Here is a 25,965-nt window from a genome sequence, read left to right on the forward strand (position 1 = left end):
TCAATCGCTTTGCCCGGATTCGGCAATCCTCCTATAGCCGGTCGACGACCCTGAAAGGAAAGGAGGAAGTGCATGGCAACATTGGCAGAAACGTCGTGTAGCCCTGTTTCTTTCGCGCCCGGCGGCGATCATACTGTCGTCAATCTGGACGCCAACGCGAACGCCGCTCCCACGGCGGCGGTTCTTTCTGCCGTCGTCGAAGCTATGACTAACGGCGCCGGCAATCCGTCCAGCGGCCATCTCGCTGGCGATCTCGCGCGCGGTATCGTCGAGCGGACCCGCGACTCCGTCGTCGCCCTGCTCGAAGGCGCTTTCGAGGACGGCGTTGTCTTCACGTCGGGCTGCACCGAGGGCAATAACACGGTGCTTCGCGGTATGGTCGGCCATACAGCTCAGACTCTATTCGTATCCACAGTCGAGCACGCCTCCGTCCTGAAGGTCGCCCAGCGTCTCGCCGTCGAGTTTGCCGAGGTTCGCTTCGTGCGTGTCGATGCGGATGGTGTCATAGACCTCGGCGAACTCGAGGTGGGTCTGCAGGGCAGTCCCGATCGGAGCCTGATCTCCATCCAGACCGCGAACAGCGAAACCGGGGTCCTCCAGCCTGTCGCTGCCATCGCCGACCTTGCCCGCCGGTACGGCGCGATCTACCACGCCGATGCGGCTCAGTCGTTCGGCAAGATCCGAACCATACTTGGCCGTGGGCATGGGCCCGACGTGATCACCCTGTCGGGCCACAAGCTGCACGCCCCCGCTGGTACGGGCGCCATCGTGAGTGCCGACGCCGAGATCGAGTATGCTCCCCTGATCGTCGGTGGTGACCAGGAGCATGGCCGTCGAGCGGGCACCCAGAGCGTGCCGCTGCTGGCCGGCCTCGCGGCGGCCTGCGAGCAGAGGGGCTGTACCTTAGACGCGGACGTCGCAATGATGTCGATGCTGCGGGACCGGCTTGAGTTCGGTATCCGTACCCTGCTGCCCTGGACAGTGGTGAACGGGGTGGCGTCACCTCGGCTGCCCAACGCTTCGAACATCCGGTTCGTCGGGGTTGACGGCATGGCGCTGGTGGCCAACCTTGATGCAGAGGGCATACTTGCGTCGCAGGGGTCGGCCTGCTCCAGTCGACGTCCGGAACCCTCTCACGTCCTGACCGCGATGGGGCTGTCGGAGGCGGACGCCTTCTCCAGCGTCCGCTTCTCCGTATCACCACTCAACACCCTGGAAGAGATCGACCACGCCGTGCAGATAATTGTCGCCGCAGCGACCCGCCTGAGGGGCGGCCTGTGAACCAGCCGTCCGTCCGCTTCCAATACGGCGGTCACGTCACTTTTCCCGTTCGGTACGGCTGGCTGCCCAAGGGGCTGTCGCAGATGGCCCGTGAGGGCACCTTCGCGCCCTCGACGGACGTCGCGGATAGTCTTGGGCTCGGCTCGAAGATGGTCGAATCCCTCGCGTTCTGGCTATCCGCTATGGGGCTTTCGGATGTTCCGGGCGACGACGCCAAGCGTGCGGGCAAGAGTGCGACCGGGATGGCGAAGCTAATTTCCGCAAACGACCCCTACTGCGAGCTTCCCGGAACGTGGTGGTTCCTGCACCTCGCCCTTGCGCGCCGGGAGGGGACGGTCTGGTCCTGGTTCTTCAACGACTATTCCGAGCGGATATTCGATCGCATCGGCTGTACCGACTCGTTCGTTCAGCATACAAAGGCCAAGGCGCTGCGTCCCGCCAGCCAGGCAATGGCGACCAAGGACGTATCTTGTCTTCTCAGTGCCTACGCGTCGCGGCCTGGCGTCGACACCGTCGACCCGGGCGACGTCGGAGCCTGTCCGCTGCGGGAACTAGGCCTCGTGATCAGACATGAGGCGGTAGCGCGCTTCGAGCGGAGCCGTGCCCCGATTGGCGTGCCGCCCGAGGTATTCCTCGCCTGCGTGTCTCTGCTGTCCGAAGAGACTGAGAAGGACGCGCTGAGCCTACGCGAACTCGCGACCTTGCGCCGTGGTCCGGGCAGAATCCTGTGCGCTGGTCTAGACTTCGTCGAGGAAATGACCGGCAGGGTCGGGGGCAAGGCCTTCCGCGGCGTGACCGTCGACACGTCGGCGGGTGAGCGTCGGCTCGAGGTGCCGTCGCGCAGTGTCACCGAATGGCTTGGTGACTTCTACCGCCGCGTAGGGGGAGCCGCCTCGTGATCGACGCCGACTTCTTCCGCTCGCTCAACCTCGTCGAGGATCTCGCCCGCCCCGAGCGTTTCGCCCACTACCGGCCTACTCGGCGGGCGCTGCCCATCGTCGAGGCGGTCGTCACGCCCGGTTCCGCCACCATGGTGATAGCGCCGTACGGCAGCGGCAAGAGCCTTGCCGCAGGCGTCGGCGCGCTTCAAGTCAGGAACGACGCGAGCGGCCGTCCCGTAGTCGAGGCGATAGCGGCACGCATCAGTGACCTCGACGCGAACCTAGCGAACGCCGTCGTCGGGCGTTCGCGATCGGCCTCGTGCGGTGCCGTCGTCGTTCTCTCCGGCCTGGTGTCCGAGCCGCTGGCAGAGATCGCGACTCAGCTCGGCATGAGCCATGCGCCAAAGTCCGTGGAGGGCTTCAGCAAGGCTATGCGCGAGGGCGGCTGGGATCATGTCGCGATCGTTTGGGACGAGTTCGGGCGCCATTTGGAAGGGCTTGTGGCCGAGGGACGGTCCAGCGAGCTCGATCTGCTGCAGCGGCTGGCAGAACGGGTGTCGCGTGCTTCCGCGCCGACGATGAGCCTGACGCTTCTGCTCCACCAGAACCTGCTGGCGTACGCGACCAGGCTGAACGAAACCTCTCGCACCGAGTGGCGCAAGGTGGAAGGCCGGTTCCGGTCCATCCGCATGGTCGAGGACAGTCAGGAATTCTACCGGCTGGTGGGTTCGGTCGTGGAAGGCTTGCGACCGGAGGATGTGCCGGTCGCCGCTGTTGCCGACGAGACGGTCGCGGCCGTAATCGCCGCACGGTGGTTCGACGGCGTCGACGACGTCGCAACCGCCCGCGAGATACTGGAGACGGCGCGACCGCTGACGGCGGGCGCGCTTCAGGTCCTTCCCACCCTCGTCGCCCGGGTCGGCCAGAACGAAAGAAGTCTGTTCTCTTTCCTGCGCGAGATGAACCTCGCCGAGACGGTTGGCATCGAGGCCGTCTACGAGGCCTTTTCCGACGCGATGCGGACGGACGTCGGCATTGGCGGAACCTATCGTCGTTGGATAGAAACCGAGAGCGCTCGGTCCCGTGCCCGCGAACCCATCCAGCGGGAGATCCTGGCAGCAGCGTGCCTTCTTCAGCTGGGGGCAAGCGGCGAGCGGCGGCGGCTGCCGCGCGCCGTCCTAGAGCTTGCCGTCGGCGACGGCACGATGCCCGCCGCGCAGGTGACGGAAGCGATCGACGACCTCGTGGCGGCGCGTCTACTGCTATGGCGGCGGCACAACGACGACGTCGCCGTATGGCACGGAGCCGACATCGACGTCGCGCACCGGGTACGGGAAGAACGCGAACGCCGCTCCGCCGACTTCGACATCCGCACCTTCCTGGAGCAGCGCTTCCCGGCACCGCATCTGCGCGCACCCGGCCACAACGCAGAATTCGGCGTCAACCGGTTCCTCGCAGGCCGGTACGTCTCGCCGAACGAGCTGCGTCAGGGTCTGTCCGTCCCGACCGAGGCCGGCGCCATCGCCTACGTCCTCGCCGAGGATCGGAGGGCGATCGAGGAGGCAGTCGACGAAGCGAAGCGCCAGCGTCCGGGGCGCACCATTGTCGTCGTGCCCGACCGACCGCTCGAACTCGAAAGCGCGGCGCGTGAGCTCGTCGCCATCGAGGCCCTCCGCCAGGACGAGGAGTTCATCGCTTCCGATCCGATGGTCGTGACGGAGATCGACGAACTCCAGTCGGTCGCCTTCGGCCAGCTGGCGGTCCTGCTCCGCGGTCTTCTCGATCCCCGCGGTCTGGCATCGACGTGGATTGCGGACGGTAAGGTGCTCGACGTCACCGAGGAAAAGCCGGGCACGATGGCGGCCTCGCGGCTGCTCGGCGGATGGTACAACCAGACGCCCCGGATAGCCAACGAGCAGCTGATGCGGGCCACCGCATCGCGCACCATGCAGACGGCGCGGGTGCGCGTCGTACAAGCCATCCTAGAGCGCGGGGATCGCGAACGCCTCGGGTACGAGGATGGCGACCGAAGCGCCGAGGGTTCGATATACCGCACCGTGATCGAGAACACGGGTCTGCGCCTGGCGGGGGCAACCCGGTTTGCAGACCCGATGGAGATCAAGGATCCGGGTCTGCGCGAGGTCTGGATGCAGATCATGGAATTCTTTCGTGTGCCCACCAAGCCGGGCTGCTACCGGGGCATGTCGGAGCTGGTCGCGGATCTCGAGGACGTCACCACCGGCGTCCCGCGCGCCGTCATGCCGATCCTCGTGGCGGCAGGATACAGCCACTTCGCCCGCTCCGTCGCGATATACCGCGACGGCACGTACGTTCCGGACATCATGGGTTTCGGCTTCGACGCGATGGTCGCCTATCCTGAGGGCGTGACGATGCGCGTCGAGGAGCCGACCGATGCGTTGCGCGAGTATCTCTCCGCCCTCTGCTACGTACTGGTGCACGAGCGCCCTGCGCCGGACGCCGAGCTGATCCGGGCGGCTCAGGACGCGGTGCAGAAGTGGCTTGCCACCGTGTCGGACGGCACGCGGCGTTCGAAGCGGCTGACCGATGTGGCGCGCGCGCTGCTGCGCGTGACGACGGCACCTGCCGATCCAATCGACATGCTGCTCCAGCACATCCCGGCCGCCTTCGGGGCGAAGAAGATCGGGCCTGACGTCATTGCTCGTGTGGAGCGGGTGAGAAATGAGATCGACCACTTGCGGGAGGCATTTGCCGACGAGGCGGTAGCACTTCTCCAAGAGGGGTTCCGGACAGGCTCTGAGGCGGGCGAGCCGGTTCTAACCGTGAAGACTTGGGCGGACTGTTTCGACGTTGCGACGCTAGAACGCCGCGGCGATCTCAGAATTGTCGATCGCTCTGTGCTGCGCAAGGCGGTGGAGACCGCGGAAGGGCGCTTCTCGCCAAAATCGCTGGCGAATGCGCTGAGCTCGATACTGCTGCAGCGCAGCCTCGATAAATGGGATGACCGTACCTCATCACAGTTCCGAGCGGCGTTGCGGGAAGCGCGGGCGCGCATCGAGGCCGCGGCGCTCGATGTCGAGAGGCCAGCCGCTGGGCTTCGCCCCATCGTGGAAGCAAAAGTCCGCGAGCTGAATGAACTACTTGTCAGAATCGACGGAGGTGACGACAAGGGTTCGAAGAGCCGCGTAGCTGCTGGGAGCAGGAAATGAACGTCGCAAGTGTAGACGATGCCGTACGTGATAGAGAAGCACGGCATATCGTGCCTGTCTCTGGGGGCAAGGATTCGTCTGCGCTTGCGGTGTACCTGAAGGAGCGCAATCCGGATGTTCGGTTTGAGTACGTCTTTTCCGACACCGGAGTAGAGCTACCTGAGACCTACGACTATCTTGATCGGCTCGAACACGTTCTGGACGGGAAGATCCATCGGGTGTCTGCGATGGATCTGTTCGACATCGCCGAGAAGCCGGGGCGCACGGCGTTCGACATCGCCCTCTACGAGCATTTTGCGGGCTTCCTCCCGAGCCCGCGCGCGCGCTGGTGCACCCGCATCATGAAGATCGCGCCGTTCGAGCGCTTCGTCGGCACCGACCGGGCGTATTCGTACATCGGCATTCGTGCCGACGAAAACCGCTCGGGATATCTTGGTAACGGCACAGCTGGGGCTAAGCCCGTCGTGATCTCCGAACAGCCGAACATCACGCCAGTGTATCCATATCGCGACGATGCGATCGACATCGCCGAGGTGAATCGGATCCTCGACAGCGCCGGGCTTGGCTTGCCCGAATACTATGAATGGCGGAGCCGGTCGGGGTGCTACTTCTGCTTCTACCAACAGATCGGGGAATGGCAGGGCCTGAAGGAACGCCATCCCGAACTTTATCAGAAGGCCAAGGCCTATGAGGGCATGAAGCGCGGGCGCAAGTACACGTGGGTTGACGGGCGGTCCCTCGACGACGTCGAGAGGATGCCGAGGCGGGCCGTCTCGGCGAAGGCGGAGGACGGCTGCGCCGTGTGCCACCTGTGACGCTTGAGCTGAAGCAGAACCCACTGGTCGACTTCCTGCGCTCTTACGGGCCGCTCCCCTCGTCGAACGCGCAGTTCGACGAGCACGTGCAGCGCACGGCCAAGCGCAAGAACGTTCAGCCCATCACCGTGACCGCCCCTCGAGTGGAAGAGGTGCTAACGGCCTGGCAATCGGCTTCTCCGCCGAGCATCGTCCTGACAGGAACGGCCGGAGACGGGAAGACCTACACTTGCCGCTCTGCTCTCGAGAAGGTCGGGGCAGATATGAGCGATTGGGGTACCGCGAAGGTGCTCGATGTCTCTCTGCCAACCGGTGGAACGGTCAGGGTCGTCAAGGATCTCGCCGAACTGGTCGACGACGAGAAGGCTGAAATCTACAAGGTCTTCGCGGCGTCCGTGTTCGGCACTTCCAACATTCCCCTGCTGATTGCGTCCAATGACGGACAGCTTGTCGCTTTTGTAAGGCAGTTCGCCCATCTACATCCGCAGGGCGACCAGCTGGACGAGGCCATCCGGACCATGCTCGTCCGGGAACGGCCGGACTCCCCCGGCCTGGCGCTCCGTCTATTCAACCTCAGCAGGCAGCCTCATGACCTGCTGTTCGACGAGGTCGTCAGGGCCATCGTGGAGCATCCGGACTGGGAGCGGTGCTCGGGATGTACACTGTACGAAAACTCGACGTGTCCGATCCGGCGGAACCTTGCAGTGCTAGCCGACTCCTCGGATCCAGGTCTGCGTGTTCGTCTGGGTAAGCTGATCCGCCTGGCGGCTCTAAACGACACCCATCTACCCGTCCGCCAACTGCTGCTGCTGTGTTCCAACATCCTACTGGGTGATAGCGGCGCGGCAGGCCTCATACGCTGCACCGATGCGCACCACCTTGCGCCCGGTGGCGAGACGGCGAGGCGGGTAAACCCCTTCCGTAATCTTCTCGGTCTAAATTTCGATGCGGCCACCCGCCAGCAGTTCAGGGCGTTCACCGTATTCGATAGCTTTGGGCTCGGACGCGAAACCCTAAACGCGTTTGACGAGCTGATGATCGAGATGGAACCCGCCCAGGCCTTCGTTGAATTCATGGCGGCCGACGGACATCATGGCGACGTGCTGCTTGCGACGCACCGGATCCGATATCGTGCTGCGCCCGCGGAAGTGGACATGGCCGTGCTGCACGATGCACTGGCCGACCAGCGCAGGCGGCTCTTCTTCGTGCTGCCGGAAGGAGACGAACGCTTGAACCCGTGGCTCCTGACGATCTTTACGGGCGGCGGCGACTATCTGCGGTTCGCTGACAGTCTTGCCAGCGGTGCCGACACGGGGCGCATGCAGCGTCACCTGATCACAGGCCTAAACAGGGTCTACACCGGGCTAATGGCCGACGACGACGACAAGCTCTGGCTGACTGGACCTGCAGGCTACACGCAGAGCCGGCAAGGCAGAGTACTCGACACGGCGGCGCCGATCAGGCTCGGGGCTTCGCCGCAGGAGCGGCTCAGCGTCGACTTCGATGCCAAGGGGACGAATGAACGTCCCCGCATGGTGATACGGCGCGATGGCGCCGAACTCACCGCGATCGACCTAACTCCCCTACTGTTCGAGTACCTCGTGCGGATTCGGAACGGCAGTCTCCCCTCCAGCTTCTCCCGCCAGTGCTTCGAGGAGCTGCGGCAGTTCCGTCTCCGGTCCGTCGCCCGGCTGGCTAAGGAGCGGCTGCTCCCGCCGGAACCCACCGAGGTCACCCTGGTGCGTCTTCCTTCGAACGGTCGGCTGGCGCTCGCCCCGCTGCCCCTCGGTGCCGCATGACCGATATTGCTCATTTCAAGGTCGAGGGTGCACTCGACGTCCCCGAAACGGCTCAGCGTGACTCGTGGGGCGTAAACATCGAGCAGATGATCTGGGGGCATCGCCTCATCAACGATCAGTCACCTTGGCTTCTGCTGCTCGAGACGATCGCCATCATGGCTGCGCGGGCCAGCGATAAGAACAAGGGAAGCATATTCCTGCCATTGTCTGGCAAGCACGAGAAGTTCTCGTACGACGTGCCGATGCGTGCGGACCTGCGCAGTCTCCTCTTCCAAGATCCCGTCCTCGACAGGATCGCCGCCGACGGCGACACGCTGTCTGACGAGGCCAAGTGGGAGAAGTGGCGCGGCAAACGTAGCCCAGCGGAAGTCGCTCATCTTCGCGAGCGCTTCGACAAGTTCTCGTCCTTCCACGACGCGGTCGATCTGCTGCGAGCCGCGGTAGTCGAACCAGAGCGCGGTCGCCGCGCCACCTCGCGGCACCTGATACCAGGCGGAACTGACATGCTGACTGCCGACTACGGCATCAGCAAGAAGACGGGCAAGGTCACCAGCGATCGCAAGTTCTTCGCGCGTGGCGGCGAAATCGTCTTCCTGATGCTGAACCGCAGCAGCCTTGCGGAGCGCGTAGAGGAACTGGTCAGGAGGAGGCTGCTCGTCGACACGGGGCGATGGAACCGGGTTGCGAAGCTGCTTCAGAAGCCGAGCGAGCCGACCGAGGAGGTGGACGCGATCCAGTACAGGGTGGGCTATCTCCCGCTCCCGCACCACTTCGTCTACGATCGACTCGCCGAGGACTGGGCGGCCATTCTGAGCCTCGAGCAGCTGCCGGACGATCAGCTCGCCGAACCTCTGATGCGCGTCACCGGCCTCCATGTGGCGCGCTATATAGTCGAGCGCTCCGCCGAGGTGCTCGGCCGACGCCAGGATCAGCCGATGCCCGTCGACATGGCCATGACCAGCGCGGGCGGCCTGCGACGGGTGTCCCGAGAGCGCTTCCAGCTGCACCGGGAGCTCTCACGGCTGGCGATCTCGAAGACCGTGGACGACTTCGCGGCCAGCGATCCATGGCAGCAGGCCGGGGCAGCAGGCGATCCGACGGCCAGGCGGAAGCAGCTGCTGTCGGAGGTACTGTCGTTCAAGGTCGACCAGAAGACGACCGATCCCACACGCATGATCGAGGAGCTTCGCGAGGAGGCCCTCGCCAAGCACGCGAACCACCTCGGGCAGATGCTCGGGGTTCAGGCGGAGCGAATCGGGCTCGCAGTGAGCAGGGTCGGACAGGGACGATGGTACGCCGCGAACAACGGCTTCCTGGAAGCACTCGTCCTGGCCAACGTGACGGCGCCTGTCGAACTGGAGCGCTACCTCGAGACGATCTGGGCGCGCTACCGACTGGTCATCGGACCTGCCATCGGCCAGCGCGAACTCGGCACCGACGCCCCGTTCGAACAACTCCGCGTGAACCAGCGGGTCTTCGAGGAACGCCTGCGCATGCTCGGCTTCCTCGAGCGCCTTTCCGACGACTGCGCCTTTGTGCGCAATCCATACCATCAGGCCGACGGCAAGTAGATGACCACGCAGAGCGCACACGCCCCCGCTACCACCGACGAGATTCAGTCGTCGCCTTCAACCATCCTTGAGGCGCGTGACGACGCGATCCTCGTCGCGAAGGTGGCGGCGCAGCGCGTGCGGCGGGCGCTGCTCGCAAGTCCCGACGAACCGGTCCTGTTCGCGGTGTTCGACTTCGATAAGGACCAGATCCGCCGAATCCTCGAGGCGATCCACGCGCTGGAACCCGCGGCTCGAATCGCCATCCATCCCGATCTGGTGAGTGGAAGCGTCCGCAAGGAATGGATTTCGGACGAGCCGCTCACCCACTGGCGCAACGTCGAGCGGACCGACTCCGACCGTGCGGTGGTGTCGGCAGTCGGCAACGAGGCGCTCAACCGATTGGGCGAGACTGCGGCCACCATCTATCGCATCTCTCCCGACCACCTGAAGGCGGACGTGGACGCGTGGTTCGATGCCAGCCTCCACCTGAGGTCTCTGGAACCGCGGCATCAGGACTATCTCCACCGCGCCATCAGGGGGCTGCTGCGCACCGACATCCCGACGGGCGTCGGGACGTTCGCGAAGTTCATGCTCGAACTTGACGACGGGGTAGACAAGCAGGCATCCCATAAGGCGCTCAATCGGGCGCTGACGGTGCTGCGTATGCCGCCCGAGGCTCCGAGCTTCGCGCCGCCAGGTGACCGCGGGCGACTCACTTCTCCAGAGTCCTGGGCGACCCAGCTGAGCGAACTCTACAATCGAGTATCAGACGTCGCCTACCTCAGGAACGACAAGGGATCGCCGCTCGAACGCCCGGTGCTGCAGTCGCGGTTGGACAAGCTCATACAGGAAAGCGAAATCCAGCCCGACGACGCTGCGAAGTTCCAGGCGCTTCTGGATGATGGCGACATTGAGCCCGGAGTCTGGACGGAAAGCCAGGAGGGTTTCGTCACCCTGAAGTGGTCGACGATCCAGAAGGTGATTAAGACCCGCAAGACGAACAAGGAGGCGCGCCTGGGTCAGGCCACGATGGACTATGTCGATCGTGAGGCCACAGGCTCGCTAAGTGCGGTCGACCGCGACATCCTGGAGCGCCTGGACGAGAGTCGCCCGGCCGACGCGGCGGAGACGGCCCTGTACGGCCGCCACCGCACGCGGCTGGAGAAGGACCGCAAGCTCGCGAGACGCTGGGAGCAATTCATCTTCCGCGAGGTGCGCGCCCACGCGGATCTTGAGGTCGGGCTGCTGCGCTCGACATACGAACTCCTGTCAACGGCCGCCGTGGACATGGCGGATAGGATCGTCCTGTTCCGCCTTGATAAGGCGAACGAGCTCGATTTCTGGCGTCAGCACGTCCTGGAGGCATCCGTCACGCTCCGCGACCGCTACCGGGGGCTCGACGGGATTACTCCGGACTTCATAAGGATCGACTGCGGCATCTGCTGGACGCGCGACTGGGCGGGCGAGATCGACGCGGTCAGCGATCACCAGGGCAAGGACGCCGAGTTCCGATTCGAGGTCTACCTGCTCGGTAAGGGCGACTTCCTGCCGGACGGCGCCGTCGACCCGACGAAGCTGGACCATGCGGTCAAGACGCAGATGATCTGGACCCCGACCGTGCGCGGTCTCGGGGTCAACTTTCCCGACCACCTTCGTGCGGTTGCACCGCCGGATACGGGAAAGGTTCAGCTGCTCTGCGGCCGGTTCTCGCGGACCGCCAAGGACACCGTGTCGGGGCCTGCCTCGCTGAAGCTCGCCGACCGGGAGACCATCAGCGACGTCAACGCGACCGACGGAGGGCAGCTGTTCGATCCGAACGATCCGACGTCCGACATGGGAGCGAACTTCACCAGTGGGCTTGCGGACCTGTGCGCGAAGAACATCGTCTCGCCATCCGGCCGCTCGGCCATCGAGACATCATACGCGGCGTTCTCCGAAAGCTATGGCGAAGCCGTAAAGGCGTTCATCGGCGGCAAGGGCGCGATGGCAGACGCCGTGATCGAGCAGGCGCGGCGATACGGGCAGCTTCTCCACGCCCTGCGTACGCATGCTTATAGGGACGCGTGCAAGCGCGTACTCTGGATGCCTGTCATGACGATCGGGATCGCGCTGTCGCGCAATTCCCCAGGCGCCATCGTCACGCCGCTAGCCCCCTTCCGCCTCGCCGAGATCGGCCTTCGCGCGCGCACGCTGAAGGACAGCCTCGATACGGTGGCGTCGGGTCTCGACGACAAGGGCCTGCGCTCCTTCGTCTTGCGGGCAGAGGCCGACCTGCAGCGCAGCTGGTTCAGCGACTTCGCCGTGCTGCAGACTGGCGAGAGCGTCTTCGTGGCGATGACGGAGAATCAGTTCCTAGCCGACTATTCGTACGTCGAACCCGCTGCAGCCCCCGGAACGGCAGGCGAGGAGCAGGGCGCGCATACGAAGCAGGCTGCGGACAACCTGATGAAGGTGCTGTCAGAGCATCTCGATCTACACCCCCACAACGCAGCCAACTTCTCGGTGGTGCTGTACAATTCCGAGAGTCGTGACCTTCCCTCGGCTGTCGCGGAGCGCCTCGCGCGCCGGGTGGACGAGGACACGCGGTTGCGCTGCGACCTCATCATCGCCAGCGATGACCGCAAGAGATTACGGCAGCTGTACGCCGAGCAGAACGTCTCAATCGGACGTGAGCTCGATTCAAGCGGCGGTGCCGACCTCACCAAGGAGTTCCTGTCGAACCTGCGCGTCGGCATCGGGGACGTTGAGCAGCTCGCCACATCGGAGCATGACAACAAGCCCCTCGACATCGCCTTCCTTCAGGACGTGTTCGCTCGAAACGCGGGCACTCACTGGAGACGCTGCGCCACCCGCGCCGGGTGGCCGGACGTCGATCTGTCGACCCGTGCGGCGCCGTCCCGCCGCCTCGTGCACGGAGCAGGGGAGAACCGGACGCGCATGCTTCTGGCATCGCCGACACGCCCTGAATGCGTCCAGCGCTATCTCGATCTGGCGATGGAGCTTGCATCGAGGGAGACGGACGACCCCGGTCGGAGCGACCACTGGGAGCCCGTGCGTGAGATTTCGTTTGATCACGACGAGAACGCCAAGATAATTCGCCGCGCACACGACATCGCCGATTGGGTCGTCACGTTCGACACCATCGCGGACCGCAGGCTGTTCCGGCAGAATGGAATCAGCGTCATCCGTTCGGTGCCCATCGAGGAGGTGCGTCACAACCTCGTCGTGTCGACCTGCGCTCACAGGCGATCGCTGTCGAAGCGGCTTGCCGAGATGCTCGCGGACGTCACGGCTCGCGTACCGCACGACGAGATCGATCTCGCCAGAACTCTGATCGATCGTGCGGCGGATTTGTCGGGCCAGATCGTGCTACGGGCGGCCAACCGGGACACGGCGGCACTGGAGCTTATCGGCCTCAGCCTCAGCGAGCAGCTGATCCGGAGCTCGGTCGCCGAGCATGGGCAGATGCTTGCCTGGTTCTTCCTCGACGACTTCAAGACGCGCTTCGGGCATCTGCTGAGCGATCCGGTCGCGGACCTGCTTCTCGTCAGCTCGCGCGAGGTCGATGGCAAAGACGTCGTTACGCTGACGGTCGTCGAATCGAAGTACGTCAGCGCCGACGGCCTGATCCCAGCCCGAAGCAAGTCGCGTCAGCAGACCGAGTCGTCCATGAATCGCCTGCGTGCCCGCTACGGCAACGGCGCGGACCGGCTGAATGCGGCAGCTCACGCCGCGCAGCTCGCCGACCTGCTCGTCGAGCACGGCAGCTTCGAGGAACGCGAGGACGGGGATAGGCTGCTCGAACGGATCGCGCAGATACGGGCGCTTGACGTCGAGATCGAGGTGACAGGAGCATCCCTAGTCTTCGTGCACGACGAGGATGGTCCCGTCGATCCTCCCGTCATGGACGACGGCTTCTTACAGATGTTCTTCAATCGACCGGCCATCGCTTCGCTTCTGGAGGACGTACGCGGCAGCGGGGGTTCCCCTCCGCTGCCGAGTCCTCCGTCGCCGCAGGGGCCGCCCTCGGCGCCAGACGGCGACGAAGGCGATGATTGGATGTCTCACGGTCCGCCGCCCACTTCTTCGTTCACGGTGGCCGGAAGCTCACCCGCCGACGCCCAACAGGGTTCGGTCGAAATTGACGACGGCATGGTCCTGTCGACGCTGGCAGCCGCGCCATCGACGGGGGCAGAGCGACCGTCTCCGGACATCCTGCTGGAAGAAATCCTAACCTCCTCCAACGACGCAGCGAGTGGCGAACCTGCATCGCAGCCCGCTGGAAATGTCGTTCCGAACGGAGCGTTCCGCAGCGGCGTCGCAAAGCTACTCGCGGAGCGCCCGATACCCCCGGCGGAAATTGCGGGTCAGGAATGGCTGCAGGCGACTGAAAGAAAACTGAAGAAGGCGCTGAAGGGGTATGGCCTTACGACCGAAGTGGTCGGGTCACGTCTGACGCCGAATTCAGCGTTGATCCGCTTTCGCGGAAGCGACGAGATGACCACCGATCTCGTACAGAAGCGGACTTCGACGCTGCTCACCTCGCATGGTCTCGAAATCGTCGCGGTGCGGCCAGCCAAGGGCGAGGTGGTGGTTATGGTCGCGCGCGACGACCGCATCACTCTTCCAACCCTCGACGTCTGGAAGCGCCGGGCACTCCCTGCAACGGCGCCGTTCCGGAACACCAGCTTCGTACTGGGCGAGCGGGAGGATACGGGTGAAATCCTGTACCTAAATCTGGGCGGCCCCTTCGCGGGTCAGCCGCAACACGGACCGCACACGCTCATCGCGGGTGAGACGGGGGGCGGCAAAGGCGTCTTCACCGCCAACCTCCTCCTCGACATTTGCGCGACAAACTCGCCGACTGCGGCACGCATCCGACTGGTCGATCCCAAGGCCGGGATTGACTACGGCTGGATCGAACAGGTGCCGCATCTCGACGGACCGATTATCGTGACCGCGGAAGAGGCGATCATTGCCCTCAGGGATCTCGTGGGAGAGATGGAGCGGCGGTACGCCGAGGTCCTAGCCCCATCCAAATCGCCCAACCTCGACGCATACAATGCCAAGGTCGACGAGCAGCACAGGCTGCCGCGCATCTATTTCTTCCATGACGAACTTGCCGACTGGATGGCGGACAAGGCGGACGGACAGTATCGCGACGCCGTTTCCGAATACGTGGTGCGTCTCAGCGGCAAGGCGCGTGCGGCCGGCATCCACCTGTTCCTGATCACCCAGCGACCTGACAAGGATGCTCTGCCCGGTCTGATCAAGGCGAACATGAACAACAAAATAGCCCTGAAGGTGTCGAACAGGGTGAACTCGCAGATCATCCTCGACGAGGGAGGAGCTGAAGGTCTGCTTGGGCACGGCCACATGATCGCCCGCCTGGCCAATCAGCCTGGCGGCCTGATCTACGCGCAGGCGCCGTACCTTGACCCCGAGGAGGCGTCCGCCGTGGCCCTCGGGACGACGAAGGCCTGACCGTTGGGAGTCGGCAAGTCGGTGCGCGGAGCCGTCTACGTGCACCGGTCGGCGCTGCACCTTCTCGACGGAAGCAAACAAGTCGCCGTCTTTCGTGCCCAAGCTCTATATGACGGCGACTGGAACGTGGCTCGCATCGAGGCCCACCGCATCGGCCTGCTTCTCTACCGCGACTTCGATCGCGATCCCTTCCCGGCGCTGGCCCGGTCCTGGGTCCTTGCCGAAGGATCCACCACGGCAGCCGAGACCGACTATACGCATCGGATCAACCCGCCGATACTTCACAGGAAAGAACTGCTGGTCGCCGACGACCACCCACTGCGCGCCGAATGGGCGGAGCTCACGTCGAGCCTGGTCGCCGCATCAGCGTTCATGGATGCGCATCGCATCGGAACGCGGCGTCAATGGGCATCGCGCCTCGACAGTCTCGGCCTCCACGTGGAGGGCTGGCCATGACATCGCACGGGATTGCTGATGGGCCAGCCGTGGCCCGTCATCGCACCGCCATGGTGCGTTATCATCTCTCCCAGCCCATGTCCTTGCTCGTCCGGACAGGCGTCATCCGGCCTGGCGTCAGCGTCTTCGACTATGGTTGCGGTCAGGGCGACGACCTTCGCGGTCTTACCGCCGCAGGCGTCGAGGCATCGGGATGGGATCCCCACTTCGCGCCTGACGCTGCGATCACGCAGGCGGACATCGTCAACCTGGGCTTCGTTCTGAACGTCATCGAGGACGAGCGCGAACGATCGACGGCGCTGGAGCGCGCCTGGGCGCTCGCGAATCGCGCCCTCGTCGTCTCGGTCATGATCGTCGGTGCAGTCCCCGTCGATGGCCTGAAGCCCTTCCGCGACGGCTATCTCACGTCCCGGGGCACGTTCCAAAAATACTACCAGCAGAACGAGCTGCGAGGGATCGTCGCGCATGCGACGGGTAGCGAGCCAGTAGCGCTGGCGCCCGGCATCTTCGTCGCCTTCCGCAAGCCCGAGGACGAGCAGGAGTTCCTGCTCGAGCGTCGAAGAGGTCGGCGCGCCTCGACGGCGGCTTACGCAAGCGCGCGGCCGCGCGCTTCGCAGTTGACCGTACCCCTCATCGAGCGAATTCAGGCTCCGCTTGAGGCGATCACGGCATTCGCGATCGATCGCGGACGCATGCCCCATGCCGACGAGCTTCCATCGGGAGTTCACGACCGCCTTGCGCAGGAGAGAGTGAGCCTGTCCCGCGCAACCGACGCCGCGAAGGACGTGATCGACGAGGTAGCCTTCCGTTCCGCCGCCGTGGGGCGGCGCGAGGATCTGCTCGTTCATCAAGCGCTGAACGTGCTCAATCGCACACGTTCGGCAAGTCGACCAAGTGCGTCGATCGTACGCGACATCCGTCACCACTTCGGCAGCCAGCAGCAGTTCGCCGAGCAAGCGCTCGAATACCTCCACGCGCTGGCAGACCCGTCGCGGACGGCCGAAGGGATGGTAAGGTCGGCCGAGAAGGGTCTCGGCGCCTTGGACGAGGATGGGCGTCTGGTCATCGATGGCGAAAGGGTGGAGCAGCTCGAGGGCGTGCTACGCTGCTATTACGGGTGTGCCGCATTCTTCGTCGGCGAACTCGGGCAGGACCATGTCGCAAGGCTGGATCCGGTGCGCAGGCAGGTTTCGCTTTTCCGCCTTGAAGACCGACGGAGCCCGTTCCCCGTCGTGACCGATACGGTAATGGTCGATCTGAAGCGCCAGAACGTGATCATACGGAACGAACGTAGGATGCTCGTGCGAAAAGCGGACGTCTTCGGCCTGTCCAATCGATCGCGTCAGCGCGGTGCGGAGCGCGACCGCCGCGCCGCCGAAGGTTGGGCCAAGGAAAAGGTGCTGGTCAGGCTCTGACCATTCTCATTGACCCTACGCATCGGTGAGCACGTGCATCGCCGAGCGATAGATGGCTGGTCCGGAAAACGGGGAGTTGCCGGTCGAGGTCATCAGTGTCCGTAAATGGCACAGCGGAACGGAAATCCGGACAGCTTGTTTTTCGGACGAGAAGGCGGACATTTCAGTATGACCCAATGCGGCTGAACGGACGGCGACGATGCACTTCACCCAGGAACAACGTGATGCATGGCATGCCGACACCAGAAACAGTCCATTCAATCGCTGGCTGCGGGATCATACGGTCGGTCCCGATGGTCTCCTCAATCTCGATAGCCTTCGCAGCGTGGCCGCCGAATTCGGCGTAGATGCGGAGAAGTATGCGCACCTGAATGCCGGCCAGCAGCGGATGAACGTGGGCAACCGCCTGCGCCGCGTTGTTCCGCGGCATGTGTACGACCCCGGCTCCAATCAGATGGATGCCCAGTTGATACGGCCTCCCGCGCCGATCCCAGCTGCAACCGAGCATGCTCCCTCGGATTGGCCGTTCATGGTCAATGCGACGACGAGCGACCTGCTCCGCATGCAGGCCGCAGCCATCGAGGAACTACGCCGTCGCGGCGTTGTACGAACCGGCAACGCGCCTCTTGGGGACTATGCCGAGCATCTCTTCGCGCGAGCCTTCCATTGGAAGCTGACGCCGAATTCTGCGACCAGCTACGATGCCGAGAACGGCGATGGCATCCGCTTCCAGATCAAGGCACGCAGACTGCGCACGGAAGCGCCCGGAGAGCGGCAGCTTGGCGTGATGCGCGCGCTACCCGACGCCGGCTTCGACTATCTTGCTGCTGTCCTTTTCAATCGCGATTTTTCGGTACGGCGGGCTGCCTTGGTTCCGCACGCGACGGTGCTCGCCAGGGCCGTTCACGTCCGACACGTAAACGGGTGGCGCTTCATTCTCGATGACGCCGTGTGGCTGCTTGAAGGCGTCCAGGACGTGACGTCGTCGCTACGCTCGGCTGCGGATGCGCTGAACGAGGGGGTTGTCTCAGGCGCTTCGCGGGACTTGATCTGACGATGGCGCTCATCGGCTACGCGCGCGTGTCTACGGCGGAGCAAGATCCATCGCTGCAGCATGATGCGCTTCGGGCGGCCGGCTGCGACAAAATTTTCGATGACAAGGCGTCCGGTACCAAGGCCGATCGACCGGGCTTGGCTGCGGCCATGTCGTTTCTTCGCGAAGGCGATGTACTCGTCATCTGGAAGTTCGACCGGCTCGGGCGATCGGTCAGGCACCTCATCGACACCGTCGGCGAACTCGAACAGCGCGGCATCGGCCTGCGATCGCTGACTGAGGCCGTCGACACCGCCACCCCAGGGGGGAGGCTGCTGTTCCACATCTTCGGAGCGCTGGCGCAGTTCGAACGCGACCTGATCGTTGAGAGAACGAGTGCGGGTCTTCGTGCGGCAGAGGCTCGGGGGAGAAAGGGCGGACGACGTCCCGTGATCACGCCGGACAAGCTCAAGCGCGCCCGCCTGCACATCGCCGCAGGACTGACCGTCCGCGAGGCGGCGGCGCGAATGAAGGTCGGGAAGACGGCGCTGTACGAGGCGCTCGGCCAAGCGGAGGAGCGCACATGAGCCCCGATGCCGGCGTCGCGCAGGAGGTACGCGACCTGATCGACCGCGTCATGCAGGAGCTGGAAGCCGTGCCGGACTCCAGGCTCGGCGGCCCAGCGGCACCGGCCGCCCGGCTGAACGCGCGCGTAGTGGCCGACTACCTTCGCGGCCTCGGCGAGGAAGCGCTGCCTAGACATGCCGGCAAGGCGTCCGCCGGCAAGGTCGCCCAGGCCATCAGCGCCAGCGGACGTCGCTTCAATCGCCAGAACTTTGCCACCAACGAGTGGTGCGCCCGCCTGCTCGCCACCTATGACGAATGGGAGAGAACCGCTGGGACGACGAGGCTCGCGGCTGCTCGCGCGGCGGTGGAAGAGCAGGAGCCGAGCAATCGACGCATCTCCGATCTCGAGGGTGAGCTGCTGCTCCTGCGCGCGCAGAACCAGCGGCTTCGGAAGGAGCTCGGCTTCCTGCGGGGGTTCGTCGCTGAGACGGGTCGACTGCCATGATCGCGAACGGCTCCGCGCCAATCGGGGTGACGATGGAGCTGACCGTCACCTCGTTCCACCCCTCGCCGACGAACGGCGGCATAATGATCGGCAGAACGGCGGACGGAGCGTCGCAACGGGTTCGTATCGGCGCGAAGGTAGCGACGCGCGAGCCGAAGGCGGGCGAGGACTGGCGCGTCACCGGCGTGTGGGTCGACGATCGGGACCACGGGCGACAGGTCCGGGCGGACGTCGCGCTGCCGCTCGTTCCTCGCGGGGAGGCGATCGTCCGCTGGATCGCGACGAACCGGGCTGTCGCTGGTGTGGGCCGCATCACCGCGGGCAAGCTATGGACGGTGCACGGCACCGACCTCTACCGCATTCTTCAGGAGGGCGACGCAGCAGCCCTCGCTGCCGATCTCGGCCCCGTCGCCAGCGTCGCGCTGACTAACGAATTCCGAATGTTCGCCGACGAGGTCCACGTCCTGGAGCGGTTCGATCGCTACGGCTTCGACGCCGCGACCTCGATGATGGCAGTGCAGCTATGGGGCCGTGCTGCCGTCGAGAAGCTGGATAGCGATCCTTACGTTTTATCCGCGTTGCAGCCTTGGCGGAAGGTCGACGACCGAGCGCGCCGCCTCGGTATCGCCGGTGACGATCCACGCCGTCTGCGCGCGGCGGTCGAGGAAGTGGTCGCACGACGGTATCGAGGACACGAGCGAGGCGCAGGAGGCCACACCGCGTCGGAGCGTCGGGACATCCTGGCCGGGCTCAGGTCGTTGCTCGGCCGCGTCGGCGAACGTCACGCCGTCGCCGCGTTCGACCTGGCTGTCGGCAACGGTGAACTCGTCGAGCGTGCCGGTATGTGGCAGGGACGCGGGCCTGCGATGATGGAAGCGGAGATCGAGAGGAAAATCTTGATCAGACTACGGGAGGTCAACGCCCCGCAGGAGAAGGCCGAGAGTGCGATCGCGATCGTGGAAGCAGAGCTGGGCTTCCGGATGGACTCGGCGCAGATCAGGGCCGTGAAGCAGGTGGCGGCCTCGCGCTTCTGTATCGTCGACGGCGCGGCAGGCACTGGTAAAAGTACCGTAACTCGCGCAATCATGCATCTCGCCCACGACCTCGATCGGGCATACACGCAGATCGCGCTGAGCGGACGCGCTGCCAAGCGTCTCCAAGAAGCGACGGGCCATGACGCGATGACCGTGCATCGCTTCCTGAAGGCGATCACGGTCGGCGGTCGGAAGATGGGTGCCGGCATCCTCGTCATCGACGAGGCGTCGATGATCGCCACGCCGGACCTGTGGCAGATCATGTCATGGATCCCCGACGAGGTCGGTGTGGTGCTCGTAGGCGATCCGGGACAGCTGCCGCCCATCGGTGCGGGCAATCCACTCGCTGCACTTGTCGGAACCACGCGGGTCCCCCGCGCTACACTAAGCCAGGTTCATCGGCAGTCGGGCGATAGCCCGATACCCGTCGTCGCTTCCGCCATCCGCAGCGGGACGATGCTCGAGGTGCCATGCTTCGACGCCGAGAATGCCGGACGCAACGGGGTTTTCCTAGCAGCCTGCAGTACCGCTGACGTGCCCGACACGATCATGGGGATCTTCGAGGCGTTCGTCGGCGCGCCAGCAGACAAGCCGGATCGGGCGGCGATGCGGCACCTTCATGCCGCACGTGTCCAGATCCTCGGCATGACCCTACGCGGTCCCGCTGGCGTGACGGCCCTGTCTGATCGCATCGAGCGGCGCTGGGCCGGCGCGCAGCCTCCGATCCACGACTGGGGGATCGCCGAGACCAGCAAGATACTGTGGACCCGCAACAGCTACGATCACGACGCGGGATCAATGGACGACGAAGGGCGACCGAAGGTGGTCGACATCATGAACGGCAGTCTCGGCATCGTGCAGCACGCCACGCCCAAGGGGGCCATGGTGCTGTTCGACGACGAGGCAGGCACGCGGACCGAGATCCGACCGGTCGATCTCCAGCGCGTCCTGCGAGGATGGGCAATCACGGTCCACAAGGCCCAGGGCTCCGCGTTCGAGCGGGTGATCATCCCCATCGTGCCCAGCCGGCTGCTGGACCGCACTATGATCTACACTGCGATCACGAGGGCGCGCGGGACTGCCGTGCTGGTCGGAAACAGGGGGCTGCTGGAGCAAGCTGTCGCTTCACCTCCCTCATCGGCAACCCGCCGCCAATGCCTTCTTCTATAAACAGTATGCCCGGAGCACGTCATTCGATGGACAGGGCCCGGGCGTTACGGCTAAGGATCATCTCACGATGCGAGGAGATAAAGTGGCGACGACCCGTCCACGGTTCGACAATCCGCCCTTGGCCGAGCAGGCCATTACCGTCATCTTCGATCGCTTGCCGCAATTCTCCCTAGTGGATTTCGGATTGCTGTGGGGGCGGTTCCAATCTGAGTTTCCCCGAACTGTCACGCAGCCCATGCGTGAGCCCGTGGTCGAACGCTTCGACGAGCAGGTGGAGCAAGCGCCAATGTTCCGGCTGATGCCGGAAGACGCCGTTCCACGTGCCATCTTCCGAAGTGCCACTGGACACGAGCAGGTGCAGGTGCAACCTGACCTATTCACCTTCAACTGGCTGAAGGTCGGGGATGAGGCCTATCCCAACTCGGAACCGCTGATCCGTCGGTTCGCAGAGCTGTTCGTGCGCTTCGCGGAATATGTCGCAGAGCGGAAAATGGGAGCGATCAGGATTACGCATTGTGAGCTAGCGAACGTCAACATCGTGCCCGTTAGCGATTTCGGAAGTGACTTCGGCGACGTGGGCAGCTTCTTCGAGGTGCCCAAGCTGTCCTTGGACGTTGATAGGGTGGGTCTTGAATCCTGCCAGTTTCAGGCGCAATATGTGCTGTACGATGACAACGGGAGGCCGATCGGCCGCTTGCGACAGGCGCTCGTTCCCGTTTCACGAATTGAAGACGATCAGAAGGCATACCGGTTCGAACTCACGGCCCGAGGAACTCCTGATTCGGGCAACTTGTGTGACTCCCTGTCGTTCTTCGACAAGGGGCGTGATGCCATCAACGCCACATTCGTGGCTGCGACGACATCCGCCGCTCACGCGCACTGGGGACTGAAGTGATGGGCTACGCGCTACGGGCTTACGAGGACTGGGAATACGCCGAGGACCAGCGGGACAGCGGTATGCTGATCGACGATCAGTACCGCCTTGCCGCGGCTCGCGAGACTCTCCCTGTTCGTCGCTTCGAAACCGTGACGATCGCCGGCAATGACATTCGCTTCGACGTGTCGCGGAGCGGGGGCGAAGTGCCGGAGGTCGTACGCCAGAGCCTGACCCGTCTTGCCGAGCTTGCCGAACGCAAGAACGGTTGGGACAGCTATGGGTCCGCGCGTCTTGATCGAGGTGTGGTCCGCTCGGCCGTTGCCCTTATCGTCGAGGGCTTTCGTCCCTGTCTGTATCCGGAAATTAGTCTTACCTCGACGGGTGGGCTGAACCTGTCCTGGGAGTGTGACACGGGCAAGGAACTCGAGATCGAGCTCCTGACCGATGGTACATGCGACTACGTCTACGAGGATGAGGACGGCGAGATCGCGCCCGATGAGCCCGTGTCTCTGGATGAGGCACGCCAATTTCTGTCGAGGCTTCGGGGCTGAACTGAGTCAGGTTGGCCGTGACCGATGCGCCGGAGGCAGCTCCTCCCGACGATCCCGAGATCGCCGACGAGTGGCTTGTTCTCCGGCGGGTTCCCCCGGATGGGTACAAGGCGGGAGACGGCCGGCCCAACTCGTCTCCGACGTTCGACCTTGACCGGACTGGTCGCGGAACGTCGGTGACCATCTATCAGAGCGAACAGGATGTGGAAAACGTCCTGCGAGGCCATGAAGGGTATGGCCTCGTGTCCTTGCCGGTAAAGGCGTGGCGAGATCACGGTATGACCATCGCTCGAATGCCGTTGGACGGTGACCCAAATCACTGCGAAATCTGGAAGCCGCGGGGAACAGCAGTTAAACGGGCGCTGGCTAAGAAGTCTGTTTGGGTCAGATACCCGGTTGACTTCCCGGACCATCTCAAGGGTGAAAGCGTAAACGACGCATTTGTCCAAGATGCTCAGGCAAAGGCCTGATCCCTTGCGTCCCAAATCACCCGTGCGGCTCGGGTCATTCCCAGTCGTCGTCCGACCAGGGATCGGAGGCCAGTCGTGCTGCGAAAGCGTCCTGAAGCTCCTCCGATGTCTGCCAGATCGCGTCTTCGTCCATCCCGTCGATGATCGACTTCACGATGCGAGGTCGTCGGGTTGCGGACGGCGACGAGCGCCAGGCGAGGTCCTCGAAGAAGCTGGCTTCGAATTTTTTAGCCACGTCCGGATCCTGCCAGACGTCGAACATCGGCGCGAACGTCATCAGCCGAGCATGCCTCTGCTGGAACGCGGGGTCGGAGAGACTGCGCCTGCGCGAGGTGACGAACCGACTGAAAGCAGCGTCCCGATCGCGCACCGGCCTGGCGTCGATTCCGAGGTCGCCGAGGTAGCGGTCCATCGAAGCGACATAGGCATGGAAGGCGGCGAGCACGCGATCCTGTCCACCCTCGGCGTTGAGGGCCGACCCTATCGACGCGAGGCGCGAACGGCGAACGTCCTCCCGCTGCCTCACGGAGTCCTTGGCTTCCTCCGCATAGAGGCGGGGCATCCACAGGCCGAAGAGGGTATCCATGCCGAGCGAGCGGAAGCGAGTGCGCGTCTCGACGCCGTCACCGTCCGCATCCTCGTCCGCCGGCAGAGCCAAGGCGCTACGCAGGCCGAATCCGAACCCCTCGGTTCGTGGGCTGGCATGTATGACGCCGCTTCCTTCGCCGAGCCGGGTATCGATCCGCCTGCGATCTTCGGGCGACAACCTGTACGCATCGAACGTGAAGAGCTGCTGCGCCGGCGGCCGATGGCAGAGAACGCCGTCCAGGAGGAACTCGCGAATGGTGGTCGCGGACTGACGTTCCGGGAAGCCGTGCTCGACGGAATGTGCGACGGCGAAGACGGCATCGACGTAGCTGGAGAGGCCCGGGTGCCGCCCTGCCACACGGATCATCAGCTCGTGCCGTTCGCTGCCGGGGTTGGCGGAACCGACGTACCAGGAGGGTCGGGTAGTGCGAAGAAACCGGAACAGCTTGGTGTGAAAATGGACGGGAGAGCGACCGACTACCGCGACTTCGATGTCGCGATACCCCAGCCGACGCAGTTCCGATCGAACGTCCTGCATCTCGCGGAAAGTGCGTGGCAGGCTCACGGTCGCGTCGGATCCAACCGCGATCCTGACCTTGCACGCGCGTCGGCGACGTGCCGGGAGGTTCCTGAACAGCTGCACCAGCCATTCCGCCTGGTAATATCCGCCCAGAATTGTGATCTCTGTGGCGTCCGTCGCGGCGGCGGAGAGCGCCTCGTTCAGATCGATGACGGTCTCGCCGTCGATCTCGAGGTCAACGGCGTCCGCCCGCCCGACGTAGATTTGATCAGCAGCCATTCGCGTCCCCCGTGCCAGCATCGTTGAACGGGCCACACCAATGTGTAAAGTTCTATCCGTCGTCCGCCCACAAGGAATCTGGAAACTTGACACTCTGCAAAGCTGGCGGGGCATTTAATTGCGAAAAAGCTAGCAAAGTCAGGCACCTGCGAGTCGGTCGGACTGACAGTTTACAGATTTCTGGCCGTTTAAGGACCTAAGACCCAAATCCTCCCCGCTCGCGGGGAGGGGGACCACCCGCAGGGTGGTGGAGGGGGATCGCCGCGGGGGACGTCCCGTGTGGAACCCCCCCCTCCGTCAGGCCTTCGGCCTGCCACCTCCCCATGCTGGGGAGGATCGTTTAAGGCGGACGCAATGCTCACCCGCCTCGTCCTCACCGATTTCCGCAATCATGCCGACCTCGCGCTGAACCCCAGTGCGGGGTTCGTCGTGCTGACCGGCGAGAATGGGGCGGGCAAGACCAATGTGCTGGAGGCGGTGTCGCTGCTCGCGCCGGGCCGGGGGCTGCGGCGTGCGGCGCTGTCGGCGATGGCGCGGCAGGGCGGCAAGGGCGGGTTCGGGGTCGCCGCGACCCTGAACGGCGATGTCGAGATCGCGACCGGCGCGCTCGCTTCCTCGCCCGAGCGGCGGGTGGTGCGGGTGCAGGGCGCGGGGACGAGCGCCAATGCGCTGGCCGACTGGCTGTCGGTCCTGTGGCTGACCCCGGCGATGGACCGGCTGTTCGTCGAGCCCGCATCGGAGCGGCGGCGATTCCTCGACCGGCTGGTGCTGGCGCTGGCCCCGGCGCATGGGATGCACGCGACCCGCTATGACGCGGCGATGCGCGAGCGCAACCGCTTGCTCGCCAGCGACGGCCCGATCGATCCCGACTGGCTGAGCGCGCTGGAGGCGCGGATGGTCGAGCATGGCGCGGCGGTGGATGCCGCGCGCGTGGCGGCGGTCGCGGCGCTCGACCAGCGGCTGGAGGAGGTGCCCGACAGCGTGTTCGCGCGCGCCGCGCTGGCGTTGCAGGGGGAGGCGGTGGACCCGGCCGCCTTCGCCCATGCGCTGGCGATGGGGCGCAGGCGCGATGCGGCGGCGGGGCGGACGCTGGTGGGGCCGCACCGCGCCGACCTGGCAGTGACGCATGTGGCGAAGGGACAGGCGGCGGCGCTGTGTTCGACCGGCGAGCAGAAGGCGCTGCTGCTGGGCATCGTGCTGGCGCATGCCGATCTCGTCACCGAGCGGCGCGGGGTGCCGCCGGTGCTGCTGCTCGACGAGGTCGCGGCGCATCTCGACCCGTCCCGCCGCGCCGCGCTGTTCGAGCGGCTGTCCGGGCGGGGGCAGGTATGGATGACCGGGACCGAGCCCGCGCTGTTCGCCGATGTGCCGGGGGAGGCGACTCGGGTCGTTTTCTAGGTGGGCGGCATTCATGATGCCTTTTTCTTCCCTCTCCCCTGGACAGGGGAGAGGGTTAGCGGAGCTTGCCAGCCTGCTGGCTAGCGCAGCTTGGGTGAGGG

At 64.7% G+C, this 25,965-nt stretch carries 18 protein-coding genes; 17 read left to right on the top strand and 1 reads right to left on the bottom strand.

Going from position 1 to position 25,965, the window contains the following annotated elements:
• Positions 1-72 precede the first annotated feature (72 nt).
• The 16 genes from ACFX59_RS17100 to ACFX59_RS17175 all read left to right on the top strand — a co-directional run bounded on the left by ACFX59_RS17100 (position 73) and on the right by ACFX59_RS17175 (position 23,079).
• Positions 73-1,281, top strand: coding sequence for a cysteine desulfurase family protein (locus tag ACFX59_RS17100; protein ID WP_387434033.1), 1,209 nt, complete (start codon positions 73-75; stop codon positions 1,279-1,281).
• On the top strand, positions 1,278-2,180 hold the full coding sequence (locus ACFX59_RS17105; RefSeq protein ID WP_387434035.1) for a DUF4007 family protein: 903 nt from the start codon (positions 1,278-1,280) through the stop codon (positions 2,178-2,180). The genes ACFX59_RS17100 and ACFX59_RS17105 overlap by 4 nt, the downstream gene beginning before the upstream one ends.
• Entirely contained in the window at positions 2,177-5,350 is a 3,174-nt protein-coding gene (locus ACFX59_RS17110; RefSeq protein WP_387434038.1) for a hypothetical protein, read from the top strand. Before ACFX59_RS17105 ends, ACFX59_RS17110 begins: the two co-directional genes overlap by 4 nt.
• Positions 5,347-6,165, top strand: a complete 819-nt coding sequence (locus ACFX59_RS17115) for a phosphoadenosine phosphosulfate reductase family protein (RefSeq protein ID WP_387434041.1) — start codon at positions 5,347-5,349, stop codon at positions 6,163-6,165. Before ACFX59_RS17110 ends, ACFX59_RS17115 begins: the two co-directional genes overlap by 4 nt.
• The gene (locus ACFX59_RS17120) at positions 6,162-7,964 is read left to right on the top strand and encodes a hypothetical protein (protein ID WP_387434044.1); all 1,803 of its coding nucleotides are present in this window, start codon (positions 6,162-6,164) and stop codon (positions 7,962-7,964) included. The genes ACFX59_RS17115 and ACFX59_RS17120 overlap by 4 nt, the downstream gene beginning before the upstream one ends.
• Positions 7,961-9,535: a hypothetical protein gene (locus tag ACFX59_RS17125; RefSeq protein WP_309701298.1), complete on the top strand. Its 1,575-nt coding sequence runs from the start codon at positions 7,961-7,963 to the stop codon at positions 9,533-9,535. The genes ACFX59_RS17120 and ACFX59_RS17125 overlap by 4 nt, the downstream gene beginning before the upstream one ends.
• On the top strand, positions 9,536-15,001 hold the full coding sequence (locus ACFX59_RS17130) for an FtsK/SpoIIIE domain-containing protein (RefSeq protein ID WP_387434047.1): 5,466 nt from the start codon (positions 9,536-9,538) through the stop codon (positions 14,999-15,001).
• 3 nt (positions 15,002-15,004) lie between these two features.
• A complete protein-coding gene (locus tag ACFX59_RS17135; protein ID WP_387434050.1) occupies positions 15,005-15,457 on the top strand; it encodes a hypothetical protein in 453 nt (150 codons plus the stop codon).
• A complete protein-coding gene (locus ACFX59_RS17140) occupies positions 15,454-16,872 on the top strand; it encodes a DNA phosphorothioation-associated putative methyltransferase (protein WP_387434053.1) in 1,419 nt (472 codons plus the stop codon). The genes ACFX59_RS17135 and ACFX59_RS17140 overlap by 4 nt, the downstream gene beginning before the upstream one ends.
• A 199-nt stretch (positions 16,873-17,071) precedes the next feature.
• Complete coding sequence (locus ACFX59_RS17145; protein WP_387434055.1) at positions 17,072-17,926, top strand: hypothetical protein; 855 nt, start codon at positions 17,072-17,074, stop codon at positions 17,924-17,926.
• 2 nt (positions 17,927-17,928) lie between these two features.
• A complete protein-coding gene (locus tag ACFX59_RS17150; protein WP_387434058.1) occupies positions 17,929-18,492 on the top strand; it encodes a recombinase family protein in 564 nt (187 codons plus the stop codon).
• Positions 18,489-18,977, top strand: a complete 489-nt coding sequence (locus tag ACFX59_RS17155; RefSeq protein ID WP_387434061.1) for a hypothetical protein — start codon at positions 18,489-18,491, stop codon at positions 18,975-18,977. Before ACFX59_RS17150 ends, ACFX59_RS17155 begins: the two co-directional genes overlap by 4 nt.
• Positions 18,974-21,181 carry an AAA family ATPase gene (locus ACFX59_RS17160; protein WP_387434064.1) on the top strand — a complete coding sequence of 736 codons (2,208 nt, stop codon included), beginning with the start codon at positions 18,974-18,976 and terminating at the stop codon, positions 21,179-21,181. Before ACFX59_RS17155 ends, ACFX59_RS17160 begins: the two co-directional genes overlap by 4 nt.
• 67 nt (positions 21,182-21,248) lie before the next feature.
• A complete protein-coding gene (locus ACFX59_RS17165; protein WP_387434067.1) occupies positions 21,249-22,076 on the top strand; it encodes a TIGR04255 family protein in 828 nt (275 codons plus the stop codon).
• A complete protein-coding gene (locus ACFX59_RS17170) occupies positions 22,076-22,609 on the top strand; it encodes a hypothetical protein (protein WP_387434070.1) in 534 nt (177 codons plus the stop codon). The genes ACFX59_RS17165 and ACFX59_RS17170 overlap by 1 nt, the downstream gene beginning before the upstream one ends.
• Before the next feature lie 11 nt (positions 22,610-22,620).
• Positions 22,621-23,079, top strand: a complete 459-nt coding sequence (locus ACFX59_RS17175; RefSeq protein ID WP_387434073.1) for a hypothetical protein — start codon at positions 22,621-22,623, stop codon at positions 23,077-23,079.
• A 34-nt stretch (positions 23,080-23,113) separates the two neighbouring features.
• Here the strand turns inward: ACFX59_RS17175 and ACFX59_RS17180 are convergent, their stop codons facing one another.
• Entirely contained in the window at positions 23,114-24,466 is a 1,353-nt protein-coding gene (locus ACFX59_RS17180; protein ID WP_387434076.1) for a phospholipase D family protein, read from the bottom strand.
• A 354-nt stretch (positions 24,467-24,820) separates the two neighbouring features.
• Here ACFX59_RS17180 and recF point away from each other — a divergent pair, with 354 nt between their 5' ends.
• The gene (gene recF, locus ACFX59_RS17185) at positions 24,821-25,864 is read left to right on the top strand and encodes a DNA replication/repair protein RecF (RefSeq protein ID WP_387434079.1); all 1,044 of its coding nucleotides are present in this window, start codon (positions 24,821-24,823) and stop codon (positions 25,862-25,864) included.
• Positions 25,865-25,965: the final 101 nt, after the last annotated feature.

This window comes from Sphingomonas sp. NCPPB 2930, assembly GCF_042867205.1.
GTDB lineage: Bacteria > Pseudomonadota > Alphaproteobacteria > Sphingomonadales > Sphingomonadaceae > Sphingomonas.

Excerpts from the sequence above, each read along its gene's own strand:
- ACFX59_RS17100 (WP_387434033.1), top strand. The coding sequence starts at position 73 with ATGGCAACATTGGCAGAAACGTCGTGTAGCCCTGTTTCTTTCGCGCCC.
- ACFX59_RS17115 (WP_387434041.1), top strand. The coding sequence starts at position 5,347 with ATGAACGTCGCAAGTGTAGACGATGCCGTACGTGATAGAGAAGCACGG.
- ACFX59_RS17125 (WP_309701298.1), top strand. The coding sequence starts at position 7,961 with ATGACCGATATTGCTCATTTCAAGGTCGAGGGTGCACTCGACGTCCCC.
- ACFX59_RS17130 (WP_387434047.1), top strand. The coding sequence starts at position 9,536 with ATGACCACGCAGAGCGCACACGCCCCCGCTACCACCGACGAGATTCAG.
- ACFX59_RS17140 (WP_387434053.1), top strand. The coding sequence starts at position 15,454 with ATGACATCGCACGGGATTGCTGATGGGCCAGCCGTGGCCCGTCATCGC.
- ACFX59_RS17145 (WP_387434055.1), top strand. The coding sequence starts at position 17,072 with ATGCACTTCACCCAGGAACAACGTGATGCATGGCATGCCGACACCAGA.
- ACFX59_RS17150 (WP_387434058.1), top strand. The coding sequence starts at position 17,929 with ATGGCGCTCATCGGCTACGCGCGCGTGTCTACGGCGGAGCAAGATCCA.
- ACFX59_RS17155 (WP_387434061.1), top strand. The coding sequence starts at position 18,489 with ATGAGCCCCGATGCCGGCGTCGCGCAGGAGGTACGCGACCTGATCGAC.
- ACFX59_RS17160 (WP_387434064.1), top strand. The coding sequence starts at position 18,974 with ATGATCGCGAACGGCTCCGCGCCAATCGGGGTGACGATGGAGCTGACC.
- ACFX59_RS17165 (WP_387434067.1), top strand. The coding sequence starts at position 21,249 with ATGCGAGGAGATAAAGTGGCGACGACCCGTCCACGGTTCGACAATCCG.
- ACFX59_RS17170 (WP_387434070.1), top strand. The coding sequence starts at position 22,076 with ATGGGCTACGCGCTACGGGCTTACGAGGACTGGGAATACGCCGAGGAC.
- ACFX59_RS17180 (WP_387434076.1), bottom strand. The coding sequence starts at position 24,466 with ATGGCTGCTGATCAAATCTACGTCGGGCGGGCGGACGCCGTTGACCTC.
- recF (WP_387434079.1), top strand. The coding sequence starts at position 24,821 with ATGCTCACCCGCCTCGTCCTCACCGATTTCCGCAATCATGCCGACCTC.